This is a genomic window from Cyclobacterium sediminis (genome assembly GCF_054781075.1).
Map to the genome: position 1 here is coordinate 409,626 of NZ_BAAGVC010000003.1, position 18,165 is coordinate 427,790.

Below are 18,165 nucleotides of genomic sequence, written 5' to 3' on the forward strand. Positions count from 1 at the left end.
CAGCGCTTTTTTTAAAGGTAACCTAGGCATAGTGCGGCACATCAACCTGCTTTAATTCCTACTACCAAAATTTTTTTAATCAAATAAAAATTCAAATGGCAGTCTAAAAAATCAGACTGCCATTTAACTTAAGAAATGATAATCCATTTCCATTTATTTTCATCGTAGAAAATTAATCTACCACGTGAATCTTCAACATATTGGTTTTGCCTTTAGCTTTTAGTGGCATACTGGCTGTATTGATAACAATATCACCTTCGGACACATGTTTTTCAGATTTCAATCTTTCTTGAATGTCATGAAATGTACCATCCGTTGATACTTGGCTATCGTAATAAAAAGCCCTTACACCCCAGACCAAGCTCAATTGGGTTAGCAATTTCTTGTTTCGGGTAAAAATAAAAATATCTGCAGAAGGACGATGAGACGAAATACGGAATGCGGTAAAACCTGAAGCCGTAATTCCGACAATGGCCTTGGCTTTTACATTTCTAGACAACCTACTGGCCATAAGTAATAAATTATTACTCAAGAAACTTTCAGTATCTTCAGGGATTTTATAGAGGTTGTGGTACACATCACCATTGACTTCAATATGATCAATGATACTACTCATTGCTTTTACAGCTGCAACAGGAAATTTACCTGAAGCTGTTTCAGCAGAAAGCATCACAGCATCAGCCCCATCAAGGACAGCTGTAGCCACGTCATTGGTTTCAGCTCTTGTCGGCCTTGGGTTTACGATCATGCTTTCCATCATTTGGGTGGCGATGATAACAGGCTTACAGGCGATTTTACATTTTTCCACCATTCTTTTTTGCCAAAGTGGAACAATTTCCATAGGCACTTCTACACCAAGGTCTCCCCTAGCCACCATAATTGCATCTGTAGCATTGATGATTTCATCAATATTCTCAAGTGCTTCAGGTTTTTCTATTTTGGCAACAATTTTACAAGATTTGCCGGCTTTTTTAATTCTTTGCCTAAGGTCCAGGATATCCTCTGCACTTCTTACAAATGAAAGGGCAATCCAATCCACTTCGTTTTCCAAGCCAAACTCAAGGTCAATCAAGTCTTTCTCTGTAAGAGAAGGGGCACTGATCTTTGTATTGGGAAGGTTAATACCTTTTCTGGATTTCAAAATGCCACCATGAACTACAGTACAGTCCACATTTTTACCATCTGTTTTGAGAACTACTAATTCCAAGTTACCATCATCAATGAGGATACGGTCACCTTTAACCACATCATTGGGCAAATTTTGATAAACCGTGCTCACCAAGCTGGCTGTTCCTACCACAGGGTCATTTGTAATGGTAATTGGATCTCCGGGCTTAATTAGCACCTCATTATTTTCCACCTCACCCACTCTAATTTTTGGTCCCTGAAGATCCTGCAGTATTCCTGTGCTTAGATTTAAGCTGTCATTCATTTCACGAATGGTCTTAATGACTGCTGCATGAATGGTATGATCACCATGGGAGAAGTTTAACCTGAAAATATCAGCCCCGGCCATCACAAGCTCAGTAATGGTTTCCTTATTATTACTGGCAGGACCAACAGTAGCTAATATTTTGGTTTTATTAAAAATAGGTACTCTCATTTTCTATATATTTAATATGTTAACAGGTTTTCTTTTGATTTTAGTTTAATCGTATCAATTTTAACAATACTGTGTATTCCACTTACATTGGAAAGGGCGTCAATATACGTATTTAAATCCACTTCATCTGTAAAGTCTTGGCAGAGTAAAAAGTAATCCATACTCAGGAGTTCCGGAATGAGGTATCTTGAGCGTCCCCCCACCGGATATGACTTATTTTTCAATAGTTGAATAAATCCATGTTCTTTTTTTAACATAAATTGAGAAATAATTAAATCCGGTTGATTCAAGAATTCCAAGTGATAATCTTCAGTCTTTTTTAAACGAATCCCCAAAGTTGTATTGATCAGCCAGGCCAATTTATAGTCCTTTAAAGGGGCTACAAGGCCTAAAAGATCAAAATCGAAGGTGGTTTCAAAAAGAAGTTTGCTTTTCTTCATTCAGGAAGAATTTAAAAGCTCAAAGGTAAAAATTTTATTTCAACTTCTTACTTTGAGCGAAAGTTCTTAATTTAGTTTGTCATTTTTTTTGACATTAAGGTATTAAATAATTTTCTTTGCGGTGTGTTTAAACTAAACTGATCACAAAATGTCTGAAATTGCACAAAAAGTAAAAGCCATTATCGTTGATAAGTTAGGCGTCGAAGAATCTGAAGTTACTCCTGAAGCGAGCTTTACCAATGACCTTGGTGCTGATTCTTTAGATACAGTGGAACTTATCATGGAATTCGAAAAAGAATTCAACATTTCTATTCCAGATGACCAGGCTGAGCAGATCGGTACGGTTGGTCAGGCTGTTAGCTATTTGGAAGCTAACGTAAAATAACCCATACTTAAAATCATTTATGAATTTAAGAAGAGTTGTAGTAACAGGTTTAGGTGCCCTTACACCAATCGGCAATACTGTCCCGGAATTCTGGGACGGCTTATCGAATGGTGTAAGCGGTGCTGCGCCTATTACCCGTTTTGATGCCTCAAAATTCAAAACCCAATTTGCCTGCGAAGTAAAAGATTTGGACATACTTCAATTTATGGACCGAAAAGAGTCCAGAAAAATTGATCCGTATTCCCAATATGCAATGGTAGCTGTCGCTGAAGCCATGCAAGACTCCGGGCTTGACCTAGAAAAGATAGACCTTACCAGAGCCGGAGTAATCTGGGGATCTGGAATAGGTGGATTGAAAACCTTTCAGGATGAAGTAACAAGCTTTTCAGGAGGTGATGGTACACCAAGATTTAACCCCTTTTTCATCCCTAAAATGATAGCTGATATCGCGGCAGGGTTTATATCCATAAAATATGGATTCCAAGGGCCTAATTTTGCAACCGTTTCAGCCTGTGCTTCTGCTACCAACGCCCTGATAGATGCATTCAATTATATCCGACTTGGAAAAGCCAATATATTTATATCCGGAGGATCTGAGGCTGCTGTTACTGAAGCAGGTGTAGGCGGGTTTAATGCTTTGAAGGCTTTGTCTCAGCGAAATGATGACCCAGCAACTGCCTCCAGACCTTTTGATAAGGACAGGGATGGTTTTGTATTGGGAGAAGGTGCCGGCGCATTGATTTTGGAAGAATACGAACATGCGAAAGCACGTGGCGCCAAAATTTATGCAGAATTGATCGGTGGCGGAATGACAGGTGATGCCCATCACATCACTGCACCACATCCGGAAGGACGAGGAGCAGCCAACGTGATGAAATTCGCTCTTGAAGACGCCGGTTTAAAACCTGAGGCCATAGATTATATTAATGTGCATGGTACTTCCACTCCTCTTGGAGACCTCAGTGAAGTAAAAGCCATTAAAAAAATCTTTGGTGATCACGCGTACAATTTGAATATCAGTAGTACAAAATCCATGACAGGTCACCTTCTGGGAGCTGCAGGTGCTGTAGAAGCCATAGCATCCATTTTGGCTATGAGAAACAGTCTTATTCCACCTACCATCAACCATTTTACAGATGATGAGGAAGTGGATGAAAAACTGAACCTCACTTTTAATAAAGCCCAGAAAAAAGAGGTCAATGTAGCACTGAGTAACACTTTTGGTTTTGGTGGACATAACTGTTCTATCATTTTCAAAAAAATAGCAGAATAAATTTGAAATTACTTCGGTTGCTCAGAATTCAAGAGCTAACTTATAATAAGAAAGATAAAAGGCTTGCTTACGCTATTAAAAATATAGTGGGTAGCAAGCCTTTAAATTTATCTCTCTATAGACTTGCGTTCAGACACGTTTCTGCATCGAAGGAAATAAAAGCCGGTGTAAAAATCAGTAATGAGCGCCTAGAATATCTGGGAGATGCTGTATTGGGCACCATTGTGGCCGAATACCTCTTCCAAAAATTCCCCTATCGTGACGAAGGTTTTCTTACCGAGACAAGGTCTAGAATTGTCAACAGGGAAGCCCTCAATCAGGTAGGCCAAAAAATTGGATTACCTAAAATTGTGGAATCCGAAATGGGCAGTAAAGTCCCCTACAGCTTTAAATCTCTTTATGGCGATACGTTGGAAGCCCTAATCGGTGCCATTTATTTAGACAGGGGATACTATTTTTGTAGAAAATTCATCAACAGCAGGCTCATCAATCCTTTTTTTGATTTGGACAATATTATTGCCACCACAACCAATTTTAAAAGTAAAATTATTGAGTGGTCCCAAAAAGACAATAAAGCAATAGACTTTAAACTAAAATCCGTAGAAGGTAGCCAACGGTTCAAAGAGTTCAAAGTAGAATTGAAGATCAATGGTACACCTTTCTCAGAAGGCAAAGGTGCAACCAAGAAGAAAGCTGAACAGGAAGCTGCTAGAATGGCCTGTGAAAAACTACAGATAATCCCCTAAATACAAGCATCCCTAAACCGGTCTTAAAAAAACATTATCATGTCTCCAATACTTCTCGCTGGTGCCACGCTCAATCAAACTCCATTGGACTGGGAAGGTAACCTTGACAATATAATTCAGGCCATTGCCATGGCCAAAGAAAAAAAAGTTGACCTCCTGTGTTTGCCGGAATTGAGTATTACAGGATATGGAAGTGAAGACCTGTTTTTGAGTTATTGGTACCCTAAAAAAGCACTAGACAGCATACAAAAAATTCTTCCTCATACCCAAGACATCACTGTTTTGGTAGGCCTGCCCTGCAGAATCAACAACCAATTGTACAATTGCATGGCAGTTTTAGAGGATAGGGAAATCCTAGGTTTTGTAGCCAAACAATTTTTAGCCATAGACGGAGTACACTATGAAGGCAGATGGTTTACTCCCTGGATAGGAGGAGAAGTCTCCACCATTGAATGCTTTGGTAAGGAGTACCCATTTGGTGATATAATTTTTAATAAAAAGGGTCACAAGTATGGCTTTGAAATCTGTGAAGATGCTTGGAGAGGTAGCCTCAGACCCGGACATCGCCTTAAACAAAGAGGGGTAGATATTATTTTTAACCCAAGCGCAAGTCATTTTGCCATGGGTAAAAGTGAACAAAGAGAGTTACTGGTAAAAGAAAGCTCCAAGGAATTAGGTGTAGCTTATTTTTATGTCAACTTGTTAGGCAACGAAAGTGGCCGAATGATTTTTGATGGAGAAATACTTTATGCCGAGAGGGGAGAAGTTTTGCTAAAAAACAAATTGCTTTCCTTCCAAGCTGTTCAACTTCAAACTTTCCAATTCCCTGCCAAAGCCGCTAAACCTTTGCAGTTGGTACACAATTTACATACTAAAAATGAGGAATTTATGGCAGCCTCCACATTGGCTCTCTTTGACTACCTAAGAAAGAGTCGAAGTAGGGGGTTTGTCCTTTCCTTAAGCGGTGGAGCAGACTCCTCCACCATTGCCATTTTGGTAGCTGAAATGGTGAAAAGAGGAGTAGAAATGCTCGGTGGTCCATTGTTTATAAAAAAAATCCATAGGGAGGGAGACATCAGTCCTAGCAGTAGTATACAAGAAATTACAGGTGAAATTTTCACCACTGCATATCAGGGAACAAAAAACTCTTCAACTGCCACCCTAAACAGTGCCCAAAACCTCGCCAAAAGTCTGGGCGCGACTTTTCACCACTGGACCATAGATGAAGAAGTAAATTCCTATACGCATAAAATAGAAAAGGCCCTGGGCAGAAAATTAAACTGGGAACAAGACGATATCGCCCTACAAAATATTCAGGCAAGGGCAAGGTCACCTATTATTTGGATGCTGGCCAATATTAAAAAATTCTTACTCTTAAGCACTTCTAATCGAAGTGAGGGAGATTTGGGCTATGCTACGATGGATGGAGACACCAGTGGTAGTATATCACCAATTGCAGCGGTAAGTAAGGACTTTATTTTGCAATGGCTAAGGTGGGCCGAGAAGGAAAAAGCTTACCAAGGTTTAAGTTTTGTCAACTCCTTACAACCTACTGCCGAATTAAGACCACAAGAACGTAGTCAAACAGATGAGGAGGATCTGATGCCTTACCCAGTTATTTCTGCGATAGAAAAACTGGCCATTAGAGACAAGCGATCACCGATGGATGTATACCTTATTTTGAAAGAAGAAATTTCTCTTGAACCATCTATTTTAAAAGGTTACATTGCCAAATTCTTTAGGCTATGGTCAATCAATCAATGGAAAAGAGAGAGATTGGCTGTTTCTTTTCATTTGGATGAGTTCAATGTTGATCCTAAAACATGGTACAGATTTCCGGTATTATCCGGTGGGTATCGGGAAGAATTGGGCTTAATGGAAAACCTTGAAGAATAAATCAACGACTATCATCAAAAAGTATAAACCATGATTAATAGTATTTTGTATTACGTCGTTTGGAGTCCCAATCCTTCGATTTTTTCAGGATTTGACAGGTTGCGTTGGTATAGCCTGTTGTTTGCTATGGGTTTTATAATCTCCCAACAGTTCATGATTCATTTCTTTAAAAAGGAAGGGCATGATGAAAACCTTGTAGACAAATTGACCATTTATATGGTGCTTGCCACCATTATTGGAGCCCGACTGGGACATGTACTATTTTATGAACCTCAGCGCTACCTCAGCAATCCTATAGACATCTTAAAGGTATGGGAAGGTGGCCTAGCCAGCCATGGTGCGGCTATTGCCATTCTCTTCGCATTATGGCTTTATGCGAAACGAACACCCGGACAATCTTATTTATGGGTGGTAGACAGAATTGTTATTGTTGTAGCTTTAACCGGAGCTTTGATTCGTTTTGGAAACTTGATGAACTCAGAAATTGGAGGAAAGGCAACAGGTACAGACAGTGGATTTGTATTCGCCAGAGAAACTGAAGAAATTCTGGAAACAATGAATCTACCCATTCTTGCAATCAATGCTTATAAACCTGAAGATCGCCAAGAAGAACTTACCGGTGAGGGACGTGTTCCTGTAAATTTTGACATAAAAATTGAAAAAGGAGGTTTTGATGAGGCGAACCTTAAAGCTGTATTAGAGCGCGATGTAAAATATGCCCTGACGAGGTTTTCAAGTTCAAAAAAATACATGGCCGAAGATCCTGAGGCGCCGCTTAATCTGGAAATTAAAGATCAAGGAGATCATTACTTAGCCGTGGTAAAAACTTTTGGTCTTGCCAAACACCCAACTCAAATTTATGAATCCATAACTTATTTCCTGATTTTCTTGTTATTATTCCTAGGCTGGAGAAAATACAAAGAAGGGATTCCGGAAGGTTTATACTTAGGATTATTCTTGATCTCTGTTTTCGGAATGCGATTTGTCTGGGAATTTTTCAAGGAGAATCAAGTAGATTTTGAGGACAACCTCACATTTAATATGGGACAGGCTTTAAGCATTCCTTTGGTTGTCATTGGTCTGGGCTTGATCGTTTATTCCTTAAAAAATAAAAAAAGCCCATCATCTCTTAAAAACTAATTTAAGGGACAGGGTCATGGCCCTGTCCTCCCCATGGGTGACACCTGCCTATCCTCTTGATTCCCAACCATCCACCTTTCAAAACACCATGCTTCATAATGGCTTCTTTTGTATATTGGCTGCAAGTAGGATAGTAACGACAGGACCTTGGAATCAAGGGAGAAATAGCATATTGATAAATCAATATTGGAAATACCGCAATTTTTTTCACTATTTTCTTCACTTTTTCGTATTTACATTAAACAAGTCAATTTATATAAATAAAGTTCTATTTCTTACATCAAAATTTAGATTCTCTTGAACCTAAAACCGCTATTTTACCGGCTTTTTTTATTGATATGCATCCTGGGAACAGGTGGTAAAATTTTGTTTGCCCAAAATAGTGACAGCTTATACATCAGCCCCAATAATACCAGTACCCCAAAACAAGTTACAGTTAATAATATTTTTATTGTTGGCAATGAAAAAACACGCAAGAATATCATTCTTAGGGAGATGAATTTAGCTGAAAATGTAACCTATAATTGGGATGAATTTGTAAATCTAGTCGAAGCAGATCAAAAAAAGATCTACAACCTACGGCTTTTCACTACAGCCACTGTAACCCCGCTTTTTGTTGGGGAAGAACAGGTAGAAATTTTAGTATCCCTTAAAGAAAGGTGGTACATACTGCCCAGCATTATATTTAATTTGGCAGACAGAAATTTCTCCGAATGGTGGTCCAATCAAAATAGGGATTTTTCCAGGGTAAACTATGGGATAAAACTAGATCACAATAATATAGGGGGAAGAAATGAAAAACTTCGCGTAATCGGCCAAGTTGGCTTTACCCAAGCCATTCTATTGAACTATACCATCCCTTATTTTGATAAAAATCAACTGCATGGTTTGGCAGCCAAATTCAGGTACAATACGAATAAAAATATCCCTATAAAATCGGTCGGTAATAAGCAGTATTTTTACAGAAATCCGGAAGAGAATATTTTAAAAAAAACACTCGCTACCTCCCTTACATATAGTTTTAGGGGCAGTTTTTATAATTTCCATTATTTCACTACCGGCTACCACAACACTTGGATTCATGAAGATGTTATTCAAGAAAAGCCCAATTACTTTACTCATGATGGCCAAAAATTAAAGTATTTTGTGGCTTCCTACCGTTACCGTCACGACAACCGTGACAATGTTTCCTATGCCACCCATGGCACCATGTTGGATGCCAGCCTAACCAAATATGGAATCTTCAGAAATGACGACATTGATGAGCTGGAGTTTAGTATTATAGCCAGTAAGTACCACAAATTCGGAGATAAATTTCACTTGGCCACAGGGATTTCAGCCTCTGCTTTCTTTAGTGATAACCAGCCCTACACATTGGTACGTGGCATAGGTTATAAACCTGATTTTATAAGGGGCTATGAGCTCAACGTAATCGAAGGCCAGCAATTAATTGCCCACAAAAACAGCTTGCGTTATGAGATATTAGACATAGCCTATGATATTTCTGACATCATGCCAATAGATGAATTTTCAATGTTTCCCATTAAACTTTACCTCAGCGGCAATTTCGACCATGGTTATGTTAGGGATGCCAATCGTCTCCCATTAAACGCCGCACTAACCAACAAATACTTATTGGGATATGGTTTAGGACTAGACCTAATAGGCATGTATGATGCTGTATTTAGATTTGAATATTCTGTAAACAATATGGGGGCAGGTAGTTTCTTTGTTAACGTGAAGGCTCCTATTTAATTCGTTATTTATTTTCGGATTACCCAGTTTTTTAGTATATTCCGATACTACTTTATTTTTTCTTTCTTTTTTTGGTTATGGAGAAATGGGTGCTACTTGGTTCATTCGTGCTTTTTACCGGGACTTCTTATGCTCAAAATGGCATGGACCATTTTCCAAAAGGAGCACAAAGTATAGGCTTGGGCAACGCCAGTGTAACCCTAAACGAACCATGGGCTATTTTTAACAATATAGGTGCTTTGGGCAAAAGTCCAACGGATATTATAGCTGTAGTAGGATACGACCATAGGCTAGGTCTGAATGAACTGACTACCTTGGCGGCTGGAATTACAGTCCCAACAGAAAATATCGGCATTTTAGGCATAGGAATTTCAAATTATGGTGGAGCACTTTTCAACCAACAACAGATCGGCTTGGGTCTTGCCAAACAATTGGGGCTGGCCAGCCTAGGGATAAAATTCAATTATTTCCAAACCAATATTGAAGGTTTTGGTAGAAGCGCTAGGCCGGTACTGGAACTTGGAGGTACTGCAGAACTGATCCCCGGAGTATTTTTTGGGGCCCACATTTACAATTTCACTCGAGCAGCCATTAGCAAGGGCAATTTGAATTACCTGCCCACAATTGTGAAAACAGGAATTTCGTATCGTCCATCAGACAATTTGATGGTCAATATTGAAACTGAAAAGGAGCTTTCCTCCCCTGCCCGATTCAAAGCCGGGATAGCCTATAACTTTGAGGAGAAATTTTGGGCCAGAACTGGCATTACAAGTCAGCCCAACAATTTGTATTTCGGTATTGGATTTAGGCCCAGAAGGTTTCAGGTAGATTATGCTTTATCAAGAAATTATTTACTTGGGTTCACTCACCATTTTTCTTTAAATTATAACCTTTCGGCGCAATGAAAGGCCCGGCCATCACCGGACTTGCCCTGCTAATAGGGTCAATGGGGCTTTATGCCCAACAAAACCCTCAAGCAGAACTTGATATTGAAGCATTTATTGAGGAAAGGTTTGCTTTTCAGGAAGAAGATATACCTTATGAAGACCTTTACGAAAGTCTGCTTCAACATTATTTCCAGCCCTTGGATCTGCAAGAGGCCACAAGCACAGACTTGCAATCCCTCTACCTTCTTAGCCCAAAACAAATTGAATCTTTTATCCATTACAGGGATCAATTGGGCAAGTTTGTATCCTTATACGAACTTCAGGCAATTCCTGATTGGTCCTTAGCCACCATCCAAAACCTACTGCCCTTTGTGGTTATCAATTCTTCAAATCCAAACCAAAGCTTCCCGGGTTTTCAGCGTATGGCAAAGGCCGAAAATGCCTATTTACTCTTGCGTCATCAAAAGGTCTGGCAAACAAGAAAAGGGTTTAGTATTCCGGATACTTTGAACAATGGAGATTTGAGTAACAGGTATCTGGGAGATCCAAATAACCTTTATTTAAGATTTCGTTTACAGCAGGCAGCAGATTTTAGCCTTGGAATCACCTTAGATAAAGATGCCGGAGAGGCATTTACTTGGGATCCTCAAACCAAAAGGTATGGATTTAATTTTCTTTCTTTCCACTATGCCTTGTACAATAAGGGCCGGTTAAAAATATTATCTCTGGGAGATTATCAATTACAATATGGGCAAGGGTTGGTTTTTGGTTCAGGGTTTTCTGTAGGCAAAGGAGCAGAAACAATAACCACAGTAAAAAGAAGCTCTACCGGAGTAAGGCCTTATACCTCTGTCTTGGAAGCAGGCTATTTTAGAGGCATTGCAGCAAGCTACTCTTTGGGTAGAATGGAGGGTACACTTATGCTTTCCAACAAGGCTAGGGATGCAAATTTACAATTCATTCTAGACAGCATGGACAACGCTTCCTCCTATTTATCTTCTTTGGTTTTATCCGGTTTGCACCGTACAGAAAATGAAATCCAAAAGAAAGCACAAGCAAGGGAGCAGAATTTAGGTCTGAATTTAAACTATCAGAATACCAGTAAAACTTTTCGAATTGGTACTAACGCATTGTATACAGGATACAGCCAGCCCCTTTATCCAACAGAAAGGGTATACAATCAATTTGAATTTAGAGGCAAAAGCAATAGTGTCCACAGTTTGTATTTCACTTACAATTATAGAAACCATTATTTCTTTGGTGAAACTGCAATTTCTAAAAGCGGAGGCAAGGGCCATGTGGCAGGCCTAATGAGTAGCCTGAATAGTAAAGTAGATTTTTCTATGGTATGGCGTAAATATGACCGGAATTTTCACACCTTTTATGGGAATGCTTTTTCGGAAGGCTCTCGTCCCATCAATGAAGAAGGCTTGTACTTGGGGATTTATTTTAAGCCCAATCGAAAATTCAGTTGGTCTGCTTATTATGACTATTTCAGCTTTCCTTGGATGCGATTTAGGGTTTATGCACCTTCTGTAGGACATGAGTGGCTTAGCAGGTTGAAATTCCGACCCAACAAGCAACTCACTATGTTTTTTCAATTCCGGGAGGAAACAAAAAGCAGAAATCTTCTATCTGAGGACCAACCTAGTAGCCAGTATTTGCTTGCTCAAGGAAAAAGGCAAAACATTGTATGGAGTCTCAATTATCTCCCTGATCGCAAATGGCAGTTGAAAACGAGGGTTCAACAAAGTTTTTATAAGTTTGCTGGCAAAAAAACCAAAGGTTTCTTAATCGCACAGAGTTTATCCGGAGAAGCCGGGGCCTGGAGATTTTCTGGAAGCCTAGCTTTATTTGACACGGATGACTACGAAAACAGGCAATACCTGTATGAAAAAAATGTCTTGTGGGCCTTTTCTATCCCCAATTTTTACGATCAAGGGTTAAGAACCTATTTATTGGCGCAGTATAAAATAAACCCAAGACTTACTATTTGGGGTAGATGGGCTAAAACCAGCTATACCAACAGGGAACATATTGGCTCCGGTCTGCAAGAAATCCCAGGAAATAAAATGGTTGAGACCACTTTTCAATTAAGGTATCAATTTAACCGGTAAGTCAGACATCTGCTTTCTTACCGGTTAAATCCCCAATACCAATATCAAATTCTATTTTTCCTTAAGCAAGTCCCTGATTTGCTCTAACAATACCTCTGTTTTATTGACAGTCGGTGGTGGCGGAGTGGGTGCAGCTTCTTCTTTCTTCTTCAAATTATTGATTACCTTAACAATCATAAAAACTGCAAAAGCAACAATAGCGAAATCAACCGTAAACTGAATAAAGGTACCGTAATTAATGGTTACGGCATTAATTTCCTCTCCGGCCGGATCTATATAGGCCTCCCTGAGGACAACCACTAAATCTGTGAAGTCCACTCCTCCGACCAAAAGGCCGATAGGAGGCATGATAATATCTTTCACAAGAGAAGAAACTACCTTCCCAAATGCAGCCCCAATGATGACCGCAACAGCCAAATCGACGACATTACCTTTTACGGCAAAATCCTTGAATTCTTTAATCAATCCCATACTTTTGTTGGTTAATGGTTCTATAGATAAATTTAATAAGCCATTCAATATAAGAAAAATTCTATGATTATTACAAAATAATTATACACCAAACATAATTTCAATAAAACAGAAATGTCCAAAACAAACCATATAAACCAACCAATCGCACCAATCAAACCAAAAACACTTGTTTGGCATGATAACAGTAGAACAGACAACTATTTCTGGATGAATGACAGAGAAAATCCGGAGGTAATTCAATATTTAGAAAAAGAGAATGCCTACAAAAATAGCTTACTAAAAGAAACTGAGGACTTACAAGCATCACTTTTCAAGGAAATGAAAGAAAGGATAAAGGAAGATGACAGTAGTGTCCCCTATTTTAAAAACGGCTACTTTTATTACAATCGTTTTGAAAAAGGCAAAGAATACCCTGTTTATTGTAGAAAAGAAGGGCATTTGGAATCAGAAGAGTTAATTCTCTTGAATGTAAACGATTTGGCTGAAGGCCATGAATACACCAATGTCAATGCATTGGCAATTTCTGAAAACAATAAGCTTTTAGCCTATTCACTGGATACAGTAGGCAGAAGAATATACAACATTCATTTTAAAGGCCTTGATAGTGCCAAGGTTGTAAAGGATCAACTAAAAGCCGTTACAGGGAATATTGTCTGGTCAGCGGATAATAAAACAGTTTTTTATACCCAACAAGATGCTCAAACCCTTCGTCCGAATAAGGTATACCGTCATGTATTGGGAACCGCCCAGGAAACAGATGAATTGATTTTTGAAGAAAAAGATGAGACTTTTACTGTTGGCTTAAAGAAATCAAAATCCAGAGAGTTTCTATTCATTGTTAGCCAAAGCACCATCTCTACTGAGTACCGTTTTCTTCCGGTGGACCGGCCTAACGAAGATTGGAAAATAATTCAGGAAAGGCAGGACAATCTGGAGTATGAAGTGGATCATTATGGATCTAACTTTATCATCCTAACCAATGCTGATCAAGCAAAGAATTTCAAATTGGTAAAGACACCTATTGACCAACCGGAAAAAGAAAATTGGGAAGACATTATTCCGGTAAGAGAAAACGTCTTCTTGGAGGAATTTGAAGTATTCAAGCATCACTTGGTCATCGCTAATCGATTCAATGGACTGCAAAGACTGGAAATCAGATCTTGGGACGGAGAAAAAAAGCATACCATCAAAATGGAGGACCCTGCCTATACAGTTTGGATTGGCACCAACCCCGAGTTCTACACTGAAGTGCTAAGGTATGGTTACAACTCCCTTACCACCCCTGCTTCAGTCTATGACTACCATATGGAAAGCAGGGAGAAAACCCTTATGAAGCGACAAGAAGTCGTGGGGGGTCATAATCCGGCGGACTACCAATCCGAACGCATATGGGCAAGCGCTAAAGATGGAACTGAAATTCCTGTGTCTCTAGTCTATAAAAAAGAATTGTTTGCCCAAGAAGGTCAAAATCCTGTACTCCTTTACGGTTATGGCTCATACGGACTGAGTTCAGATCCCTATTTTAGCTCAAGTAGGTTGAGTTTGTTGGACAGAGGCTTTGTCTTTGCCATTGCCCATATCAGGGGAGGTCAAGAGCTGGGACGCCACTGGTATGAAGACGGGAAAATGCTCAAGAAAAACAACACCTTTGAAGACTTCATCGCTTGTGGGGATTTTTTAATTCAAGAAAAATATGCCCATCCAAGCAAACTTTTTGCCATGGGAGGAAGTGCAGGAGGCCTTCTTGTAGGAGCTGTAATCAATCAACGGCCGGATCTCTTTCACGGAGTGGTCGCTGCCGTTCCATTCGTAGATGTGGTGACTACTATGTTGGATGAAAGCATTCCTTTGACTACCGGGGAATTCAACGAATGGGGAAACCCCAAGGAAAAGGGCTACTATGATTATATGCTTTCTTACTCACCCTATGACAATGTAAAAGCACAGGATTACCCACATTTACTGGTAACCTCAGGTCTACACGACAGTCAGGTACAGTACTGGGAACCTACCAAGTGGGTAGCAAAACTTAGGGCTTTGCGCACCAATAATAATTTACTTTTGCTTCACACCAATATGGAGGCCGGTCATGGCGGTGCTTCAGGTCGTTTTAACGCTTTGAAAGAATTGGCCATGGAATATGCCTTTATTCTATCTCTTGTTAAAAATTAACCTAAATTAAGATCAAAAACTCTATTAAGCCTGTTGTTCCTTTCAACAGGCTTTTTCTTTCCCTTATAGTATAACATAAACTTCCTCCATCCGGAGCTTAGTTAGGGGGAATATCTGTTCCTAATCCATGAGAAAGTAAATGCATCCCCTATTAGCAGAGGGCTTACCTACTTTGGGTTTAATCAACATGAATTTCACTCTAGATCCAATAGTTCAAATAAAGCAAAAGACAGGTAGTCTTCTTCCAAATCCGGGTTACCCGAGTGGTTTTTTGACAAGTACACTCCTGCTTCAGTAATGAACAGGTTGTCCGGTAAAAATTTTTCCTTATCAAATAGGGTTCTCCAATAACATTCAACCCGCTGTCTAAAATTAATATGGAAAACACCTTTGGATCGAATCTATACTTCATTATTTCCTCCTCACTAGTTAATTCTATTTCCGGATAACAAACCCTATAATAGAGGTTTTTGAATTTATCGTAGAGGATACTCTTATAATTCGGTGCACTAGCAATATATCTATAATTCTCCTCTCTAGATCCTGACAAATCGAAGTTTTGAAAGCGGTTAATGTACTTACTTTTTGCAGAAACTGAAGCTAAAGAAGTATTCATTGCATCTGAATAATACAAGTCATGGTCGGAATGAAAAGAATAAACCCATTTGTCTAAGCCTTTGGCAAAGCTGAAATCGAAAAACCTATAACCATCTACCAAATAGTTAATGGGGAATTTGTGGGGCAAGAGCTTTGTCTCTCCATTGTTGAGGTTGATGCTATAAGTCAAATGTCTTTTAGACAACACATCATTTGTAATTTGGTTATGGTCATCCGCAGGACGGGTTTTTACCACCAAAGCCTCTCCTTCTAGCACCGCCGGAGAAGAAAAATACGTTAAATGGACAAAAGGGGAAGTATGCATCTCTGGTACCTGAACTGTGATTTTTTTTCTGACCGATCCGCTTGTGTCCGTTAAATATATATTTGGACTAAATTGCTGAAAAAGAAAGATACTGTCTAACTTATGGATGTAGAATGAAAAAATCCGACCTACGCTATTGTTGCCTTCAACTGAGAACCTTAACCTTTTACGTAAGGTATTATCCTCCATGTCATACATCTGAATCTCATTCGCTTTTGGATTTAGATTAAAAAACCAATCTTTAGATTCCTGATGATACGCCAGCTGCATGCTTCTATTATCTGTCAATGAATCAATCGGTATTCTTATAGAATTTGAGGATTGAACTAATTTTTTTAGCACTGTAGCTTTACCCTTTTCATCCTTTTCACATGCAAAAACCATCGCTAAAATCACTATGAATCCAGAGATTTTGTATCGCTTATATTTGTCAAATGGATTTTGTCTTCTACCCATGTTGCTATTGTTATAAATGTAATGGCCCTACTTCCAAGTTTCATCCTTTTCACGGAACCTGTTTTTTTTGCCCTACCACTATCTTCTTAAGCTACTGAAATTTCAAGTCTATAAACCCTAAAGCCAATGCCCTATAATACTTAGGTATCATTTTTTTACACCTGATAACTTAGTTAATCTAGCTTGCATTTACAATTTTGCCTAAACATTTATTTTATAGCTTCTAATTTGGAGTTAAAGCAACTTTTCTAGCGTGGACAAAATTATTTTAAAACAAGCCCCAGACTTATGACTGATATCAAAACAAAATAATTAATAAGCGGGTATGAAATCCAAAGGTGGTTTTTCTAAAAAACCAACAACTACTTCCATTTATTTGTATAAATAAAATATTTTGCCTAATTTTTATAACTTCTATAATTTTCAGGTAAATAAACCAACTGTTTAAATTAACCAAGATGAAGGTAAACCACGAACACCAACAATCATTTTACGATGAAATGTATGATGAAGACCGAACATTACGGGAACATTATTCAAGCTTCGGAGAATTTATTGAAAACATTTCAGCAAAAAAGCTCAACCAACTCCAATTCTCTGCAGACAAGGCTCAAATGGCCATGGGTATGACTTTCAATGTTTACCACGACAAAGAAGGCGTAGAAAAGATTCTGCATTTAGATATCCTTCCACGAATTATTCCCGGCAATGAATGGCAAAAAATAAATGATGGGCTGAAACAAAGAATTACTGCTTTAAACCTTTTCCTTCAGGACATTTACAACGAGCAAAAAATTCTTAAAGATAAAGTTGTTCCTGCCGATTTAATATTGGGAAGCAAGGATTTCTTAAAACCCTGTATAGGTTTAACCCCTCCAAAAGGCATTTGGTGTCACATTACAGGGACAGACTTGGTTAGAGATAATAATGGAGAATTTTATATTTTAGAGGACAATCTTCGCTGTCCCTCCGGTGTATCTTATATGCTGGAGAGTCGAGAAATCATAAAAAGTGCCTTTCCCAACCTATTCAATAAATTGGGGGTAAGACCTGTTTCAGATTATCCAACACAACTCTTGGATATGCTTCAATTCTTATCGGACAAACCCAAATCGGTTATTGGCGTACTAACACCAGGTGTATATAACTCTGCCTACTTTGAGCATTCCTACCTAGCCCAACAAATGGGAGCAGAACTTGTTTCCGGAATGGATCTTTTGGTCCAAAACAAGAAAGTCTACATGCAAACAACTAAAGGACTGGAGCAAATCGATGTGCTTTACAGAAGGCTTGACGACACTTTTCTAGATCCACTGGCATTTAATCCAGACTCAATGCTAGGTGTTCCTGGTCTTTTCGACGCCTATAAAGCCGGCAATATTGCCCTTGCCAATGCACCGGGAACAGGAGTAGCCGATGACAAAGCGGTGTATGCATATGTGCCAAAAATAATAAAATACTATCTGGATCAAGATCCTATTCTCCATAATGTCCCAACATTTCTGTGCCGAGAAGAGAAAGACCGGGCACATGTTTTAGAAAACATCTCTGATCTTGTAGTGAAGGAGACCAATGCGGCAGGCGGTTACGGCATGATGATAGGACCTAAAGTTAGTGCAGAAGAGCACGAAAAATTCAGACAATTGGTAAAGAAAAACCCTAACAACTACATAGCACAGCCTACATTATCCCTTTCTACTGTACCCTCCTTAGTGGATCACAAAACAATAGAAGGCAGACATGTAGATTTAAGGCCATATGTATTGTATGGAAAGGAAGTAGAAGTAATACCCGGAGCCCTTACTCGGGTTGCATTAAAAAAAGGTTCTCTTGTTGTCAATAGTTCTCAAGGTGGCGGAAGCAAAGACACTTGGGTGCTATATTAATTTAAAACGAAAC

General features: G+C 39.0%; 15 protein-coding genes. 10 read left to right on the plus strand and 5 right to left on the minus strand.

Annotated features, from left to right (window positions below; all coding sequences use genetic code 11):
* Window positions 1-172: 172 nt before the first annotated feature.
* The gene (gene pyk / locus ACYVHJ_RS04020; RefSeq protein WP_339901867.1) at window positions 173-1,603 is read right to left on the minus strand and encodes a pyruvate kinase; all 1,431 of its coding nucleotides are present in this window, start codon (window positions 1,601-1,603) and stop codon (window positions 173-175) included.
* An 11-nt stretch (window positions 1,604-1,614) separates the two neighbouring features.
* Complete coding sequence (locus ACYVHJ_RS04025; protein WP_339901868.1) at window positions 1,615-2,043, minus strand: IPExxxVDY family protein; 429 nt, start codon at window positions 2,041-2,043, stop codon at window positions 1,615-1,617.
* A 148-nt stretch (window positions 2,044-2,191) separates the two neighbouring features.
* Between ACYVHJ_RS04025 and ACYVHJ_RS04030 the strand changes: the two genes are divergently transcribed.
* Genes ACYVHJ_RS04030 through ACYVHJ_RS04050 form a run of 5 tightly spaced genes read left to right on the plus strand, consistent with a single transcriptional unit; the run spans window position 2,192 to window position 7,483 of the window.
* Window positions 2,192-2,428: an acyl carrier protein gene (locus ACYVHJ_RS04030; RefSeq protein ID WP_010855324.1), complete on the plus strand. Its 237-nt coding sequence runs from the start codon at window positions 2,192-2,194 to the stop codon at window positions 2,426-2,428.
* 19 nt (window positions 2,429-2,447) lie between these two features.
* Window positions 2,448-3,701 carry a beta-ketoacyl-ACP synthase II gene (gene fabF, locus ACYVHJ_RS04035; protein ID WP_303611711.1) on the plus strand — a complete coding sequence of 418 codons (1,254 nt, stop codon included), beginning with the start codon at window positions 2,448-2,450 and terminating at the stop codon, window positions 3,699-3,701.
* A gap of 2 nt (window positions 3,702-3,703) precedes the next feature.
* Window positions 3,704-4,447, plus strand: coding sequence for a ribonuclease III (rnc, locus tag ACYVHJ_RS04040; protein WP_339901869.1), 744 nt, complete (start codon window positions 3,704-3,706; stop codon window positions 4,445-4,447).
* A gap of 39 nt (window positions 4,448-4,486) precedes the next feature.
* On the plus strand, window positions 4,487-6,343 hold the full coding sequence (gene nadE, locus ACYVHJ_RS04045; protein WP_460512768.1) for a glutamine-dependent NAD(+) synthetase: 1,857 nt from the start codon (window positions 4,487-4,489) through the stop codon (window positions 6,341-6,343).
* A gap of 30 nt (window positions 6,344-6,373) precedes the next feature.
* On the plus strand, window positions 6,374-7,483 hold the full coding sequence (locus tag ACYVHJ_RS04050) for a prolipoprotein diacylglyceryl transferase (RefSeq protein WP_339901871.1): 1,110 nt from the start codon (window positions 6,374-6,376) through the stop codon (window positions 7,481-7,483).
* 1 nt (window position 7,484) lies between these two features.
* Here ACYVHJ_RS04050 and yidD read toward each other — a convergent pair whose 3' ends face one another.
* The gene (yidD, locus tag ACYVHJ_RS04055) at window positions 7,485-7,706 is read right to left on the minus strand and encodes a membrane protein insertion efficiency factor YidD (RefSeq protein ID WP_339901872.1); all 222 of its coding nucleotides are present in this window, start codon (window positions 7,704-7,706) and stop codon (window positions 7,485-7,487) included.
* A 74-nt stretch (window positions 7,707-7,780) separates the two neighbouring features.
* Here yidD and ACYVHJ_RS04060 point away from each other — a divergent pair, with 74 nt between their 5' ends.
* The 3 genes from ACYVHJ_RS04060 to ACYVHJ_RS04070 all read left to right on the plus strand — a co-directional run bounded on the left by ACYVHJ_RS04060 (window position 7,781) and on the right by ACYVHJ_RS04070 (window position 12,242).
* The gene (locus ACYVHJ_RS04060; RefSeq protein ID WP_460512771.1) at window positions 7,781-9,238 is read left to right on the plus strand and encodes a BamA/TamA family outer membrane protein; all 1,458 of its coding nucleotides are present in this window, start codon (window positions 7,781-7,783) and stop codon (window positions 9,236-9,238) included.
* Between the two features lie 77 nt (window positions 9,239-9,315).
* Window positions 9,316-10,143, plus strand: coding sequence for a PorV/PorQ family protein (locus ACYVHJ_RS04065; RefSeq protein WP_460512773.1), 828 nt, complete (start codon window positions 9,316-9,318; stop codon window positions 10,141-10,143).
* Window positions 10,140-12,242: a ComEA family DNA-binding protein gene (locus tag ACYVHJ_RS04070; protein ID WP_460512775.1), complete on the plus strand. Its 2,103-nt coding sequence runs from the start codon at window positions 10,140-10,142 to the stop codon at window positions 12,240-12,242. The genes ACYVHJ_RS04065 and ACYVHJ_RS04070 overlap by 4 nt, the downstream gene beginning before the upstream one ends.
* Window positions 12,243-12,293: 51 nt before the next feature.
* Here ACYVHJ_RS04070 and mscL read toward each other — a convergent pair whose 3' ends face one another.
* Window positions 12,294-12,713, minus strand: a complete 420-nt coding sequence (gene mscL / locus ACYVHJ_RS04075) for a large-conductance mechanosensitive channel protein MscL (RefSeq protein WP_339905163.1) — start codon at window positions 12,711-12,713, stop codon at window positions 12,294-12,296.
* A 114-nt stretch (window positions 12,714-12,827) separates the two neighbouring features.
* Between mscL and ACYVHJ_RS04080 the strand changes: the two genes are divergently transcribed.
* Window positions 12,828-14,888, plus strand: coding sequence for a S9 family peptidase (locus ACYVHJ_RS04080; protein ID WP_460512778.1), 2,061 nt, complete (start codon window positions 12,828-12,830; stop codon window positions 14,886-14,888).
* A gap of 199 nt (window positions 14,889-15,087) precedes the next feature.
* Here ACYVHJ_RS04080 and ACYVHJ_RS04085 read toward each other — a convergent pair whose 3' ends face one another.
* A complete protein-coding gene (locus ACYVHJ_RS04085; RefSeq protein ID WP_460512780.1) occupies window positions 15,088-16,266 on the minus strand; it encodes a DUF4221 family protein in 1,179 nt (392 codons plus the stop codon).
* 458 nt (window positions 16,267-16,724) lie between these two features.
* Between ACYVHJ_RS04085 and ACYVHJ_RS04090 the strand changes: the two genes are divergently transcribed.
* Window positions 16,725-18,152 (plus strand): circularly permuted type 2 ATP-grasp protein, encoded by a 1,428-nt coding sequence (locus ACYVHJ_RS04090; protein ID WP_460512782.1) that lies wholly within the window; start codon window positions 16,725-16,727, stop codon window positions 18,150-18,152.
* Window positions 18,153-18,165: the final 13 nt, after the last annotated feature.

Bases quoted from the DNA above. Each gene is read 5' to 3' on its own strand.
- pyk (WP_339901867.1), bottom strand. From the start codon at position 1,603: ATGAGAGTACCTATTTTTAATAAAACCAAAATATTAGCTACTGTTGGT.
- ACYVHJ_RS04025 (WP_339901868.1), bottom strand. From the start codon at position 2,043: ATGAAGAAAAGCAAACTTCTTTTTGAAACCACCTTCGATTTTGATCTT.
- ACYVHJ_RS04030 (WP_010855324.1), top strand. From the start codon at position 2,192: ATGTCTGAAATTGCACAAAAAGTAAAAGCCATTATCGTTGATAAGTTA.
- fabF (WP_303611711.1), top strand. From the start codon at position 2,448: ATGAATTTAAGAAGAGTTGTAGTAACAGGTTTAGGTGCCCTTACACCA.
- nadE (WP_460512768.1), top strand. From the start codon at position 4,487: ATGTCTCCAATACTTCTCGCTGGTGCCACGCTCAATCAAACTCCATTG.
- ACYVHJ_RS04050 (WP_339901871.1), top strand. From the start codon at position 6,374: ATGATTAATAGTATTTTGTATTACGTCGTTTGGAGTCCCAATCCTTCG.
- ACYVHJ_RS04065 (WP_460512773.1), top strand. From the start codon at position 9,316: ATGGAGAAATGGGTGCTACTTGGTTCATTCGTGCTTTTTACCGGGACT.
- ACYVHJ_RS04070 (WP_460512775.1), top strand. From the start codon at position 10,140: ATGAAAGGCCCGGCCATCACCGGACTTGCCCTGCTAATAGGGTCAATG.
- mscL (WP_339905163.1), bottom strand. From the start codon at position 12,713: ATGGGATTGATTAAAGAATTCAAGGATTTTGCCGTAAAAGGTAATGTC.
- ACYVHJ_RS04080 (WP_460512778.1), top strand. From the start codon at position 12,828: ATGTCCAAAACAAACCATATAAACCAACCAATCGCACCAATCAAACCA.
- ACYVHJ_RS04085 (WP_460512780.1), bottom strand. From the start codon at position 16,266: ATGGGTAGAAGACAAAATCCATTTGACAAATATAAGCGATACAAAATC.
- ACYVHJ_RS04090 (WP_460512782.1), top strand. From the start codon at position 16,725: ATGAAGGTAAACCACGAACACCAACAATCATTTTACGATGAAATGTAT.